At 41.2% G+C, this 13,541-nt stretch carries 7 protein-coding genes; 2 read left to right on the top strand and 5 right to left on the bottom strand.

Features of this window, described 5'->3' with window-relative positions:
• Nucleotides 1–30: 30 nt before the first annotated feature.
• Entirely contained in the window at nt 31–1,239 is a 1,209-nt protein-coding gene (locus FHT21_RS01125) for a glycoside hydrolase family 88 protein (RefSeq protein ID WP_167292969.1), read from the bottom strand.
• Nucleotides 1,240–1,370: 131 nt separating this feature from the next.
• Nucleotides 1,371–2,261: an ROK family protein gene (locus FHT21_RS01120; RefSeq protein WP_167292968.1), complete on the bottom strand. Its 891-nt coding sequence runs from the start codon at nt 2,259–2,261 to the stop codon at nt 1,371–1,373.
• Between the two features lie 448 nt (nt 2,262–2,709).
• On the opposite strand from FHT21_RS01120, the gene FHT21_RS01115 reads away from it, so the two are divergent.
• Both FHT21_RS01115 and FHT21_RS01110 read left to right on the top strand, forming a co-directional pair.
• On the top strand, nt 2,710–3,300 hold the full coding sequence (locus tag FHT21_RS01115; protein ID WP_167292967.1) for a DUF2807 domain-containing protein: 591 nt from the start codon (nt 2,710–2,712) through the stop codon (nt 3,298–3,300).
• 268 nt (nt 3,301–3,568) lie between these two features.
• Nucleotides 3,569–4,684, top strand: coding sequence for an alpha/beta hydrolase-fold protein (locus tag FHT21_RS01110; protein WP_167292966.1), 1,116 nt, complete (start codon nt 3,569–3,571; stop codon nt 4,682–4,684).
• A 320-nt stretch (nt 4,685–5,004) separates the two neighbouring features.
• Here FHT21_RS01110 and FHT21_RS01105 read toward each other — a convergent pair whose 3' ends face one another.
• From FHT21_RS01105 to FHT21_RS01095, 3 genes are all read right to left on the bottom strand, one after another.
• Nucleotides 5,005–7,923, bottom strand: coding sequence for a glycosyl hydrolase 115 family protein (locus tag FHT21_RS01105; RefSeq protein ID WP_167292965.1), 2,919 nt, complete (start codon nt 7,921–7,923; stop codon nt 5,005–5,007).
• A 256-nt stretch (nt 7,924–8,179) separates the two neighbouring features.
• Nucleotides 8,180–10,114 carry a RagB/SusD family nutrient uptake outer membrane protein gene (locus FHT21_RS01100; protein WP_167292964.1) on the bottom strand — a complete coding sequence of 645 codons (1,935 nt, stop codon included), beginning with the start codon at nt 10,112–10,114 and terminating at the stop codon, nt 8,180–8,182.
• Nucleotides 10,115–10,126: 12 nt separating this feature from the next.
• Nucleotides 10,127–13,231, bottom strand: a complete 3,105-nt coding sequence (locus FHT21_RS01095) for a TonB-dependent receptor (protein ID WP_167292963.1) — start codon at nt 13,229–13,231, stop codon at nt 10,127–10,129.
• Nucleotides 13,232–13,541: the final 310 nt, after the last annotated feature.

Raw genomic sequence — 13,541 nt, 5'->3', positions numbered from 1 at the left:
GCGTTATACCAGTTATTATTACACTAAAGATTACTTTAGCCTATTTCCTTTTTGAAGTTTTTTCAATCTCAGCAGCGCCTCCATGTAATAGTAATCGGCGTATATAATTGAGGTATCTATTTCTGATCCATTAGGCTTATGACCTGTTGAATGCAGTAAAATGGCTGTATTTTTATTCCTACTTTGGTATGCTACTGAAGAAAGCGAGGTGAGCATAAGCTCGGCAGCCTTCCTGTATTTTTGCGATTTTGCCTTGTTATTAACAAATGTAGAAAGCTCTAAAAGACCTGAAGCGACTACTGCTGCTGCAGATGCATCTTTTGGCGCATTAGGAATAGAAGGATCATTAAAATCCCAATAAGGAATTCCACCTGTTGGCAATTTGGCCAGATAAACATCGCTTACTTTTTGGGCAAATTCAAGAAATGCACGATTACCCGTCTCGCGGAAACACATGGTATATCCATAAATAGCCCACGATTGGCCACGTGCCCACATGGAGTCGTCAGCATATCCCTGGTGGGTTACCCCTTTAATTTTTTTCCCAGTTTCACGGTCATAGATTACTGCATGGTATGCAGAATAATCAGGTCTGAAATGATTTTTCATAGTAATGTTGGCGTGAGAAAAAGCAATATCATATAATCTTTTCCCTCCCCCATTCTTAGCTGCCCAAAAAAGCATTTCCAGATTGATCATATTATCAATAATGGTATTGTGCTGTGGCCATTGCATCCCGGGAACTTCCCTCGGCCATGAAAGGATAGTACCCACCTTCGGGTTAAACAAGGTAGCCAACGTATCGGCTGTTTTGAGTATAATCTTTTTATATTCAGGATTTTTGGTGAGCCTGTAACCGTTCCCATAACTATTAAAGATCTGGAAACCCAGGTCATGATCGAAAGCCGGCTGCTGAGAAAGCGGTATAAGTTCTGAGGAAAAAGCCTTTGCTTTCGACAAAAAGACGTTTGATCGGGTCGCCTCGTAACTATACCACAATATGCCTGGCCAAAAACCACTGCACCAGTCTTTATACCCTACAAATTTCCATTTGGATGAACCTGGAACAATACTCCTTGGAATATTATTGCCCTGCTGAGGAATAACTTTTAAAGTCTTTTTTACCTGTTCAGCACAGTAAGCCAGCTCTCTTGCCGCATTAAGCTGAGCAAAAGCAACTTTGCCTGAAAAAAACAGTAAAGTAATGATAGCAAAAGCTAAATATTTCGGATTGTGCATATATTACCTAGACAACAAAAAAAGAAAAACATACTCATTAAATTTAAACTAGCTGTAAAAGATTTTCCGGTATGATGCCGAAAGTACCTCAACCTCTTAAATGAGATGAAGTAAAAAATGTAAACAGTATGTTATGAAGCCAAAGTTACTGCTGCATGCGAGTAAGCAGCGCCAAGCATTGCAGCGTCTTCCCATAATCCAGTTATTCTCAATTCAGCCTGAATTCCCTGCTGACGGAGTGCATTCTGGGTCTTGTTCAGAAACAAAGCATGCGCTTTGGCAATATTTCCTCCAATAATGACCACTTCTGCATTGTGCGTTACAATAAATGAGAAAAGAAAATCTGCAAGGCTTCTGGCAAAATCGTTAAATAGTACAGGTATTATAGGATCATCATCATATAAATCGACAAGAGATTTTGTATCCTTTACTTGCTTACCGGAGAGTTCTTCATAGCGTTTCACGAACCATCTGGTAGAAATATAGTCTTCCGCTATCCCGTTCTTAAATAAACTCACCCCGAGGTTTGCATCTGTGGTTTTCCCAGCAATGCTTACGGCAGACCCCAGTCCGGTACCCAATGTGATGCCTATAGCCCTATCGAATCCTAAAGCATTACCCCCGTTAACTTCTCCATGCAGAAAAGCTTCTGCATCATTTCTAAAAATAATATTCTCGGGTAGCAGCCCCAGCTGCTCAATTAAAACGCCCTTTATATCCACAAGGTACAGCGATTCGTATTTGTTCATGTTCTTGATCAGCGATATCCCATTTGCGTAATCGAAGGGGCCTGGCATGGCAATCCCAAGTAGAATCTCGTCTGTGGAATGGTTTCCGATAATATTTTTAAGCAAGCTGATCCATGTGGCCAATATATCTTCTTTTGTGCCATGCGTATTCACATGACTGCGTACACGGGAGTGGTTTAAGACTGAATTTGACTGAAAATCAATAATTGCAGCTGTAATGTGTGAGCCACCGATATCAACACCTATCATAAGCGGCTTTGTTTTTCTATTCATTAGTTGAAGTATTTTTTATAACACTATCCATGCCCTATTGGCATATCTACCATATAAATAAAGACATAAAAACCGCTGTTCTATACTCTTCCAGATTTTATTTCTTAACCCTAAATCATTAATTCAGCATTGGCAATTGCACCTAAAAATTGGTAAAAGCTGGCGTACTTTTATAGATTGGATTGTTGTTGAAACCGGAAAAGTACCGACACACAGACAACTATAAGACTTATCCTCAAGGTAAAAAAGAATCTACTTCATCCATTCTGGAAAGAAAACATAAAAAATTTCTAAAGACCACCATCTTTTTGTCTCTAAATTCCTGGCGTTCGTCGATCAGCTTTCGGGACTGGTATAAAGCTGCGATTTGCGCTGAAACGTTTCCTGCAATTGCACGTCTTAATATCAGAAAATCAATAAAATATTATAAAAATTAAAACTTAAGCATATGAAAACTTTATTCAAAACATTATTCGCATCATCTTTGGCATTGGTATTATCTACTTCATCAGTATTATCAGCTCATGCGGCTGAAACCACCAAACCTGTTCACGCTTCAAAAGCATTACACTTCAAACGCATCAAAGTAAATGGAAATGTAGAGTTGACCATTATACAGGGAAAACGTACAGGCATCAGTTATGCAGATGAAAACACTGGCAAAGTAAAGGTAATGCAGAACGGAGATGGTTTAGAAATTACAGCTTTAGATAATAGCACTGCGAAACTTACCGTTTATGTAAATGATATTTACCGCATCCATGCAATGGATAATGCGAAAGTGAAAACACAGGGTAAAATCAATACGCAATACCTGCAGGTTTTTCTAAGCGGAAATGCATCGTTAGACTTAAATTCACAAACTGAAGGATTGTATACTGTGATTGAAGATCACGCTGATTTAACCTTAAGCGGCTCAACTGGCGACCATATGCTGGTAATGGGCAAAGAGCAAAAGCTAACTATGGACAAATTTGTTGCCGCTAATACAAAAACCAGCTTAAATACTGAAAATGCGCTAGCCTCTCTTAGTAAATAAAAAAGAATTATATTTTTGGTTCAGGCGGTCTGTTTACGGGCCGCCTTTTTTGTTTGCCACGAAAGCCAAACATTTGGCATAATTAAGAAGTATTTGTCCTTGCAAAAGGTTTGCTAAATAGTCATACGCATGCTTAAACATTTCTGCTATAAAACTAAACAATCTGAGCAATCCTCAATGGATACATCAATTATCTTTAGGAAAATCCGCTTAACACTTCATATAGTAGAAGAAAAGGAGTACTAAACGACTTAATTAACCAAATATTATGAAATTCAAATTTATTATAATTGCTTTAGGAGCAAGCCTTAGCTATGGCGTATGCCAAGCTCAAAACAACCTGGAGACAATTAAAGAAGACTTTAAACCTTCTGCAACGAATCAGCCCGGCCAACAATTTCCTCAGGTTAATTCGCAAGGCTACGCCCGATTCCGCATCAAAGCACCTCAGTCAGACAGTATCAGGGTAAGCCTCGGTCTTGGGGGACAAGGAGGAACCAAGCTTACCAAAGCGGCTGACGGATTTTTTATCGGTACCACTGCCGGTGCAATGGATGAGGGCTTCCATTATTATCATCTAACCATTGATGGTGGAATATTTAATGACCCCGGTGCTATGAACTATTTTGGCTCATCGAGATGGGAAAGCGGTATTGAAATCCCAGCTAAGGATGAAGATTTTTATGCCAATAAAAATGTAGCTCATGGAAATGTGCAGCAAATACTTTTTCCTTCAAAGAGTACCAATTCTTCGCGCAGGGCATACGTTTACACTCCGCCAGGCTATGGCAAAGATAAACAACGTTTTCCGGTATTGTATCTACAACATGGATGGGGCGAAGACGAAACTGCCTGGAGTAATCAGGGCCGGGCGAACCTGATTATGGACAACCTGATTGCAGAAGGGAAAAGTAAGCCATTTATCATCGTTATGACCTACGGAATGACGAATGAAACCAAATGGGGACACATGAAAGATTTTAAGATCGATGGTTTTCAAACCTTATTAACCGAAGAACTCATCCCGTATATTGACGCTAACTTTTCAACTATAACAACCGCAAACGGTCGTGCTATGGCAGGACTGTCGATGGGCGGTATGGAAACGCATACCATTACGCTTAACAAACCGGAACTCTTTGGCTATTATGCGCTACTGAGTGGCGGTACCTTCACCCCCTCCGAGCTGAAAGACAAAGCAAAACCGCGATTAATCTTTATTAGCTGTGGAAGCAAAGAACGTCCTGAAGGCGTAAAAAGTGCTGTTACCGCATTAAAAGAAGCGGGCTACAATGCAGTTTCTTATGTTTCGGAAAATACTGGGCACGAATTTCAGACCTGGCGCCGGAGCCTGCGTGAACTTGCTCCGCTATTATTTAAATAGATGTAGGTAATCCTAGCAATCAGGCTGATTGCTATAAACTTGAGTTCGATTATTTTTCAAATACAAAAATGTTTTCAATTGCCTTGTAGCTACTTCGTGGTCAGCATCTTTCCTGATGAATTAACGCCGTAGCTTTCCGCTGCGCTACAAGTCAGGGTGATGACCAGAAAATAAAAATTTTCAATAAAACATCTTCAGAACAGATTATTAATCGAACTCAGTTTATCAAAAAAATGGCTTTACTCCAGCGCAAAGCTCCCTTCTTCAGTTCGCCATGACGAAGTTAAGGCCCAAAATCCAGGTTAAGTTATCTTGAATAACTATCTGATAATTTCATTTTCAATTGGCCCGAGGTAACTAGTTGGAAGTTCTCCTTTGTATATTATTATTTTCTCTAACACTACTGCCGGATCAACCATCCATATTTTTATGGTATGCCTTCCAGATACTTTAAGGAAATGTGAAGAAGTAAGCGTTCTTGCATTATCCTTAACTGCGTTTGCCCAGCTTGCATCAGATCCTGAGGCACTGGGCTTGGCTATAATGGTCAGGATTTGAGGGGCCACGCCATCTACAGAGATTCCAACCCTTAAACCTTCCGGGGAAAAATTTACAGTCGGCCCCACCACCAGATCAATTTTAACTTCACCGTTTTCAGCAAAGAAAACAGGATATGCTAATGTTGGCGTACCAGGCTTATTAAGCGAAGTTGAAGTGACAGGAAAAATCGACATACCCGAACTTCCTCTTCCATAACCTGGTATAGCTTCCCAGCTTACACCATTCCTGCTTACCTGCTTACTTGCCTGGAAAGCCTCAAATGAAATTGGCGCACCTAAACTTGCGAAGGTTCCTTTTGCTGCTGCCAACTGCTTAGCTGTTGCCTTGTTGGCTTCAACTTTTATCACTACCAGGGTCGAGTCATCAGATATCTGGATTTTACCCTGATGTTTTCCACTGCTGAGTTTAGTCCAGTCAATATCCACAAATACCTTATAATCATTTGTTCCGGGAACACTTTCTTTTTTCAAACGAATCCAGTTATCAGATTTCAGTTTGAAATTGATGGGAGCGGATCCCTTTGCAAAAACTTCAAAGTAAGACTGAAATTTATTTAAAGATTCAAATTTCGGAAGCGTAGGCGCCGGAACATTCGATGTTGATGGCCAGCTAGCGGATGAACCATCAACTGCTACTCCAAAGCCTGATTTTGAAGGCACCTGAATTTCATCTGTTTTGGGCATGATATTTTTCTTTGGATCATTCCAGCTTGTGTAACCAATCCTTACCTGGTCCATCATATGATTCCACTTACCGCCTGCCATTTTAAGGTTATATTCATCACTAAGCTGCTGATCCTGTTTAAAAAGATCAAGAGCAAGGTTATGCTGAAGATTGGTAGCAGCCCTTCCCTGTTTAAAATACAGCCTGTTTTTACCAACAGCAATATATAAATCCGTCACTGTTTTCATCGCCTGGATTGGATAGCGCACCAATTGATAGAACGCATCTTTGTACTGCTGTGGCAACTTGTTATTCACCTGCGCTGCCCTGTTACTTAGTGTGCTCCACTCCATGGCTACGTGTTGTGCTTCACTGAAGTTTATCAAGCTAAAAGTTTCTGGCCCCAGCAGTTCGGGTTTGCGCCTGGTGGTATATTTTGAGTACAAGCGTACCAAATCTGCAATTTCTTTCGCCTGGCCAGATCCAAATTCACGTGTTGCCCACTGCAGGAGAAAACCAGCCAGCTTTTCCCGGTCCATCGCTTTAGGATTCCATGCCATCCGTAAAAAAAACTCTATTGGAATTTCCATTGGTTTCAGATCACCAACATTCACCACCCAAATACGGTCGGCTCCATAATTATAGGCCAAATTCATCTGTTCCCAAACTTTTGGCAGCGAAGTGGTATTTAGCCATTTATAATTTCTTGGTGCGCCAACATAATCAAAATGATAATATATCCCAGATCCTCCGCCCCGATTGCGTTCCTGGGTGGTGGGCAAATGCCGTAAGTTGCCCCAGTTATCATCTGCCCACAGCAGGGTAATGTCATCAGGAACTTTCATTCCGAAATCGTAATAATCTTTTACCTCTTTGTATAAAGCCCAGAGCTGCGGTATCTTTTCTACAGGCTTTTCCATATTTTCGGAAAGAATTTTACGCTGATTAGCGATAATATTTTCCAGCAGCCTCACATTCGATGCCATATCTCCACCTTCAACCATGGGTTCATCTCCATCTCCCCGCATGCCCATGGTTACCAGGCTTTCGTAGTTTTTGTTTCTTTTAATTCCCTCCTGCCAGAAAGCATTTAGTCTCTGGGGGTTTGTTGCGTAATTCCAGGCACCTACTCCGTGTTTTTTCCATTCCTGTTGCGCACGGATCATCGGTTCATGATGCGAGGTGCCCATTACAATGCCATATTCATCGGCGAGACGTGGATTTTCGGTATCATCTTCATTAAATGCATTGCCCCACATGGCTGGCCAAAGGTAATTGCCCCGCAGGCGAAGCAGCAGCTCAAACATATGTGTATACATTTTACTATTCATCCCGCCAAACTTTTCCTTAGCCCATCCAGTCATTGCGGGGGCTTCATCATTAATGAATATTCCACGGTATTTCACTTCCGGTTCTCCTGAACTGTAATTTCCGGAAACAGCAAATGCACTTTTCCGGGTTTTGGGTGGAACATCAGCCCACCAGTACCACGGCGACACCCCTAACTGCTCCGATAGTTCGTATACGCCGTATATTGTTCCCCTTTTGTCACTTCCTGCAATAACCAATGCCTGGTCAACTCCAGGAAATGGTTTTTTAACGGTCGATATTAAGAAGCTCTCCCACTTGCCATAAATACTTGATTTGTTGAGCTTTCCGGAGCTGATCAGCTGATCGATAAGTTTGTTTTTGCCCAGGGTTCCGATCAGAATAATAGCCTTTTCCAAAGGCTTAATGCTTTTCAATTCTGGCTTTACGCCTGATACGCTAAAAAAATCCTGACCTAAATCGCCAATTGCTCTTATAACGCCCTTATAATCATTTACATCATAAAAAATATTCGCCGCTCTTCCTTTTTCTATCAATGCAAAATCTTCTTTATTACTTCTGGTTTCATGAATAAATTGTTTTTCCAAGCCCAAACTTGTCTGGGCCTTCGTGTAGTCAATCCAAAAAGTGAAAAGGATAAGAAGCGCAAAGAAAATCTGGCTTTTTTTTAAAGAATTTACTTGCATTAGGAGCATAAATTAGGTTCTTGATTTATTATGTTAGATATGGGAGCAACCTTTTAGCAGTCGGTATTTTTTATTTCAGGATAGCGCAAACCAATGGCCTAAACACTTAACAGAAAGACCAATTAAGTTTGAAAATCAAATTTTCAGGATTTTATTTACCCAAAATCTTCTGGCCAAAAGAAAAGCAAGCTCCTTTATAAAAACGAATGAGCGACATCAATTGACGCCGCCCACCAAACTAAACCAAAGTGTTTTTTTAATAACCAGGATTCTGGTAAGCCTTTTTTTCATCTGCACTCATCTGCATTCCGTCTATTTGTGCCTGAGGTATAGGCCGTAAATATAATGCTGGTGTAATTGTGCGGGTTACTGTCTGTGGCGTGTGATCGCCATAGGCAATTCCAGCAATGGTATACGTAGCAGAAAGTTCAGCCCATTTTTGGGTACGGATCAGGTCGTACCTACGATAGCCTTCAGCATAATATTCTCTTGAGCGTTCTGCCAAAATATAATTAATATCTATCGTAGCCGGAGTAGCTGCCATCATCGCAGCACTATTGTCTGCAACTTTAGCCACGTTCCCATTATTATCAAAACGCCATTTACCAGCTCTTGCACGAATCACATTAATGAGTTCGCGGGCACTTTTGCCTGCTTTAGTTGTTGCTCCTTTTACCGCGGCTTCTGCTGCAACAAAGTAAAGTTCTGAAAATTTAGCTACCGGAAAAGGACGTGTACTCCCCGCGTTTGGCTGCCCTAGTCCTGTGCCGTTATCGGTGCGATAAGGTCCCAGTTTCCAAAGCCCCGGATAAACGATTCTGCTGATTCCACTCGGAGCCACCACATAATCAGCTCTTCCAGGCAGAATACCCGCTCCTACATTACTAATGCCTGCACCCGTTGGGTAAACGATAGCAGGGTTATCTGTATTTAAAAAAGTAAGTACTGCATCTCCAGGAACTACCGATAATCCATTTGCGTTAACCAATGATGCAGGCGCACTTGATGGTGGATTGTAGCCTTTAGGCCAGTTACCTCTGTAAACGGTGGTGAAAGTACCATCATATCTCGAATCCAGTGTTTTATCGGCAAAGGTATTCATCAATACCTCAATTGTTGGCGCCATACGGTTCCATGGGCGGCCTAAATGCTGCTCGGCTTCACGCTGAACTGAACTGATGCCTCCACTACGGATATTCGGATAGTTCCAGGTCATCATCCAGCCTGCAAAATTATCTGGCGCACCGCCGCTTCCAAAGGTTAAACTTCCGCCATTAAATTTCTCACTCGTTTGGGTATGATCTGCATACAATAATGTTTCTTTGTTGCGGTCATTCACGGCCCAGTTCACATCATAATAGGTATCCATCAGCCCAAATGTGCCTGGGTTTTCGATTGCAGCAGTAGCAATATCATACGCTTGCTGGAAATAGTAATTAGCATCATGTCCGTCGGGGTCAGTTCTTGCAGCTTCAGGATAGGTTGGAATATTATTGGGATTTTGAAGCCACCAGGCATAGGTTAGATATGCTTTTGATAAAAATAGCTGTGCAGCAACCTTAGTTACACCACCTGTAACCCTTCCCGTTGTAGGCAGATCTGCCACGGCTTTTATAAGATCAGGAAATACAGCTTTGGTATAAACCACAGGTACGGTATTTCTCACAGAAGTTCTTGACGGATTGGTATTAAATTTTAATTCTCCGGCGCCTAAATCGAGCGGAACCCCACCGAAAGTTTGCACCAAAAGAAAATAATCGAAAGCACGGAAAAACCTAGCCTCGGCCACAAGTGCACTTGATATACCTGCAGCACTGGCGTTTTCGATTATTCCACTGGCATTGTTAATGTTTGGAAATGCCTCACTCCACAATACACTGCTCGGATAACTTGTTGATAAAATAGATCCCACTCCAGAGCAGTCCATATCTTTAAAGTTTCCGTCAGCATCTTTGCCCCAGGTAGCCTCATCAGTACCGGTTATCAAAGAATTATAGAAATACGACTGACCATACATGTTTCGCAAGTGCGCATACATAGAAGTTAACCCACCATTTACGCCGGTAACAGTTTTAAAATAGTCGGGCGTAAAAATGCTGCGCGGTTCTTCTTCCAGAATTTTGGAACAACCTGAAAAGATTACCATCAGTAACCAAATACCTGCCGCGGTTTTTAATTGTATATTTTTCATATCCTATTTATTCTAAAATGTTAAATTAAGACCTGCAACGTAATTCCTGGTTGAAGGTGTATTGGTACCAATAGTCAAAATTCTTCGCTGATAAGAGTTAACAGCCTGATTTTCATCACCAAAAGAGTTAGTTTCCGGATCCATACCAGACTCCCTGTGATAAGGAGAGAACATGACGAAAGGATTTTGTACCGTTAGATACATGCGCAGCTTTACATTGGATTTTTTGATCAGATCTCTGTTAAAATCATAACCAAGAGAAATGGTCCTGATTTTTAAGAATGAAGCATCGAAATAGCCAAGCGTGCTTCCATATTTAGGGTTATCGCCACTGGCAATGCCACCTGGTTTAGGATATTTTGCATCTGTATTTTCAGGGGTCCAATAATCTACCTTAACATTATTTCTACGGCCTGTTAATAAGTTCAGATATCCTGCCGAACCATATAGCGTACTTACCAATGTTCCGCCACTTTTGAAAAGCCCTACCACGTTCAGATCAAATCCCTTGTAGGCAACCCTGGTATTAAATCCTCCTGTAAACTTTGGATCAATGTCCATAATCTGCCTGTCTGCAGCACCTATGGCTCTTGTTGGTACGCCACTTGCATTGTAATCTCCAGTATATTTAACTTTGATCATACCCACATTCCCACCTGGTTCAAGCACATTTAAATAAGGGTCTCCTGCCTGCCATAATCCGATTTTTTCATAGTCATAAATTGCATTGATATTATGGCCTACAAACCATGCATTTCCTTCATCGCGGGTCTGTCCGGAAGCCAGGGCAGTTAGCTTGTTTCTATTTGCAGAAATGTTGAACCCTAAATCCCAGGTCCATCCACCCTGATTTTCAAGAATCACACCATTAAGACTCAACTCCCAGCCTTTATTCTGAGTTTGGCCTATATTTGCTGTATAACTACCCACCCCTGCTGTAGAAGGTAGTGCCACACTAAGTAATATATCTTTGGTTTTGGTGTCATAGTATTCAAAAGTACCTGAGATGCGGTTTTTTAAGATTGAAAAATCTAAACCATAATTCCAGGTTTCAGAATATTCCCATCCTAAGCCCGGACTTGGAAGCTGAGATACATAATAACCAGTTGCATAAGTATTATCGCCAAAATTATATGGGCGGGTACTAAGCACACCCAGTGTTTGATATGGGGCAACAGCTTGATTAGACGTCTGACCGTAACCTACACGTATTTTTAATTTATCAATTGCAGTAATGCCTTTCATAAAAGACTCATTCATCATATTCCACCCCACAGACACTGCTGGATAGGTATGCCACTTGTGGCCTGGCGCCAAACGTGATGATGCATCAGACCGGAGTGTGGCACTCAGTAAAAACCTATTATCATACGCGTACATAATCCTTCCCATGTAAGAAACCAGCCCACTTAGGGTATAGAGCGGATTTTGAGGAGTACCGCTGCCAATTGTGATCTCACCATTTGCCTGCCCAAGATTATAAAACTGGAAAGCATCAGAAGGGATATCTCTGGCTGTCATGGAAGAAGAATTGAATTTATTTTGTTCTGCTGAATATAAAGCAACGGCATTGAAACTATGTTTTCCGAAACTGCGGTCGTAGGTGATTAAATTCTCCAATGTCCAGTGATAGGTCTGCGAGTTACTTACCCCAGCTGTGGAAACTGTAGTTGCTGTAGTACTGCCTACCCCAACACCGGTGAAGTTACCGTTATTGCTCTGGATAAAATCCAAACCAAGGTTTGCACGGTATTTCAAGCCTTCAACCCCCGGAATTTTAACCTCGCCATAAAATGAATTATAAGTTGCAAAGCCACGGGTTTCGTTCAACCACTGGTCATGCAAATTCTTTACAATGCCATTGGTGTAAATAAAAGCCTCATCCTGTGGCATTCTGATGGTACGCTTTAAACTTCCATCAGCATTGTATGGGTTTGAAATAGGCGTATTACTCAAGTTGCCATAAATACCAACCTGGTTACCCTCACTTATATTGTAATTATTATTGGTAGTAAACCCAACACGAAAAAGTTTACCAATTTGCTGATCCAGCGACGCTTTCATCGAATACCTGGTATACTGCTGTGTAGGAATTAAACTTTGGTTTTTATAATATCCCCCGCCAAAACTATAGTTGCTGGTTGCAGAACCACCTGTTACGCCCAGATCATGACTGGTTACGATAGCATTCTTATTATAAAATAAATCCTGCCAATCTGTATTTACATCATTTGATTCATCAACGCCAAGTGTTGTAAATAACCCTGACGCTTTCCTCAATGCAGTAAATTCAGGTCCATTCATCATCGGATACTTTGCAAATAAGGTTTGTAAACCCGTATATGTATTGTAAGAGATTTTAGCTGGCACTCCTGCCTGTCCCCTGTTGGTGGTTAACAGAATTACCCCATTGGCACCTCTTGAGCCGTAAATAGCAGTTGCAGATGCATCCTTCAAGATATCGATACTTTTAATATCGTTGGGATTAATGTCACCAATGGAGCCAGGGAATGGAATTCCATCCAATACCACGAGCGGATCGTTACTTGCCGAAAGCGAACGCTGACCACGGATCAGGATCTGCATGGTGGCACCTGGTTTGGTTGAAGTCTGAGAAATATTGACACCTGCTAAACGTCCTTGGATGGCCTGAGCAATATTAGGCGCAGGCACTTCACGGATTTTTTCTCCCGCAATAGAGGCTACAGAACCTGTAACAGCTTCTTTGCGCTGGGTACCGTAACCTACAACCACAACCTGACCAAGTTCTGCAGCGCTTGGTTGAAGGGCGACATTTAGTAAAGTTTGATTTTTCACCGGGACTTCTTTGTTGTTATAGCCAACATAGGAGAATACCAAAACCGGATTAGCACCCGTTGTGGTAATAGAAAAATTTCCGTTATCCTGGGATGATGTACTTGTACCGGTTCCTTTTAAAACGATACCCACACCTGGCAATGGCTTACCTTGTTCATCAACAACTTTACCTTTTACCACAGTTTGTGCCTGTGCAATAAAAGCTGAAAATATCAGTGTCGCCAATAACATCACTTTGGGGAGATACCTGAAAAATTTCCAACGTGATGTTACAGAAAATTGTAAAACTTCACTTCTCATAATAAATGGTTTATAATGGTTAAAGAATAAGAAAAGACCAGCTGTATTAATTGGAAAATCAGCAGGTGCATGTTTAAATCACACACCAAAAATTAATAATAATCGCTTGCTGGTTCAATTCAGATTTATTCTGTGATAAAGATATTTAGATTGCTCATCCGCTCATGATTTGATTGTGCATATTAATAGAATAAATGTTCAAATCGAAAATGAGCTATTGCCCTTGGGGAGACAAAAAAATCAGCTAAAAAAACAAGCCGCTGGTACGACAGACGATGCGATTAAAATAAAAACCAGTGGGTTTAAAAAT

This window comes from Pedobacter sp. SG908, from assembly GCF_011759615.1.
GTDB classification, from domain to species: domain Bacteria; phylum Bacteroidota; class Bacteroidia; order Sphingobacteriales; family Sphingobacteriaceae; genus Pedobacter; species Pedobacter riviphilus.
This window is presented reverse-complemented; position numbering and strand designations above follow the sequence as displayed.

Bases quoted from the DNA above. Each gene is read 5' to 3' on its own strand.
- FHT21_RS01125 (WP_167292969.1), bottom strand. From the start codon at position 1,239: ATGCACAATCCGAAATATTTAGCTTTTGCTATCATTACTTTACTGTTT.
- FHT21_RS01120 (WP_167292968.1), bottom strand. From the start codon at position 2,261: ATGAATAGAAAAACAAAGCCGCTTATGATAGGTGTTGATATCGGTGGC.
- FHT21_RS01115 (WP_167292967.1), top strand. From the start codon at position 2,710: ATGAAAACTTTATTCAAAACATTATTCGCATCATCTTTGGCATTGGTA.
- FHT21_RS01110 (WP_167292966.1), top strand. From the start codon at position 3,569: ATGAAATTCAAATTTATTATAATTGCTTTAGGAGCAAGCCTTAGCTAT.
- FHT21_RS01105 (WP_167292965.1), bottom strand. From the start codon at position 7,923: ATGCAAGTAAATTCTTTAAAAAAAAGCCAGATTTTCTTTGCGCTTCTT.
- FHT21_RS01100 (WP_167292964.1), bottom strand. From the start codon at position 10,114: ATGAAAAATATACAATTAAAAACCGCGGCAGGTATTTGGTTACTGATG.
- FHT21_RS01095 (WP_167292963.1), bottom strand. From the start codon at position 13,231: ATGAGAAGTGAAGTTTTACAATTTTCTGTAACATCACGTTGGAAATTT.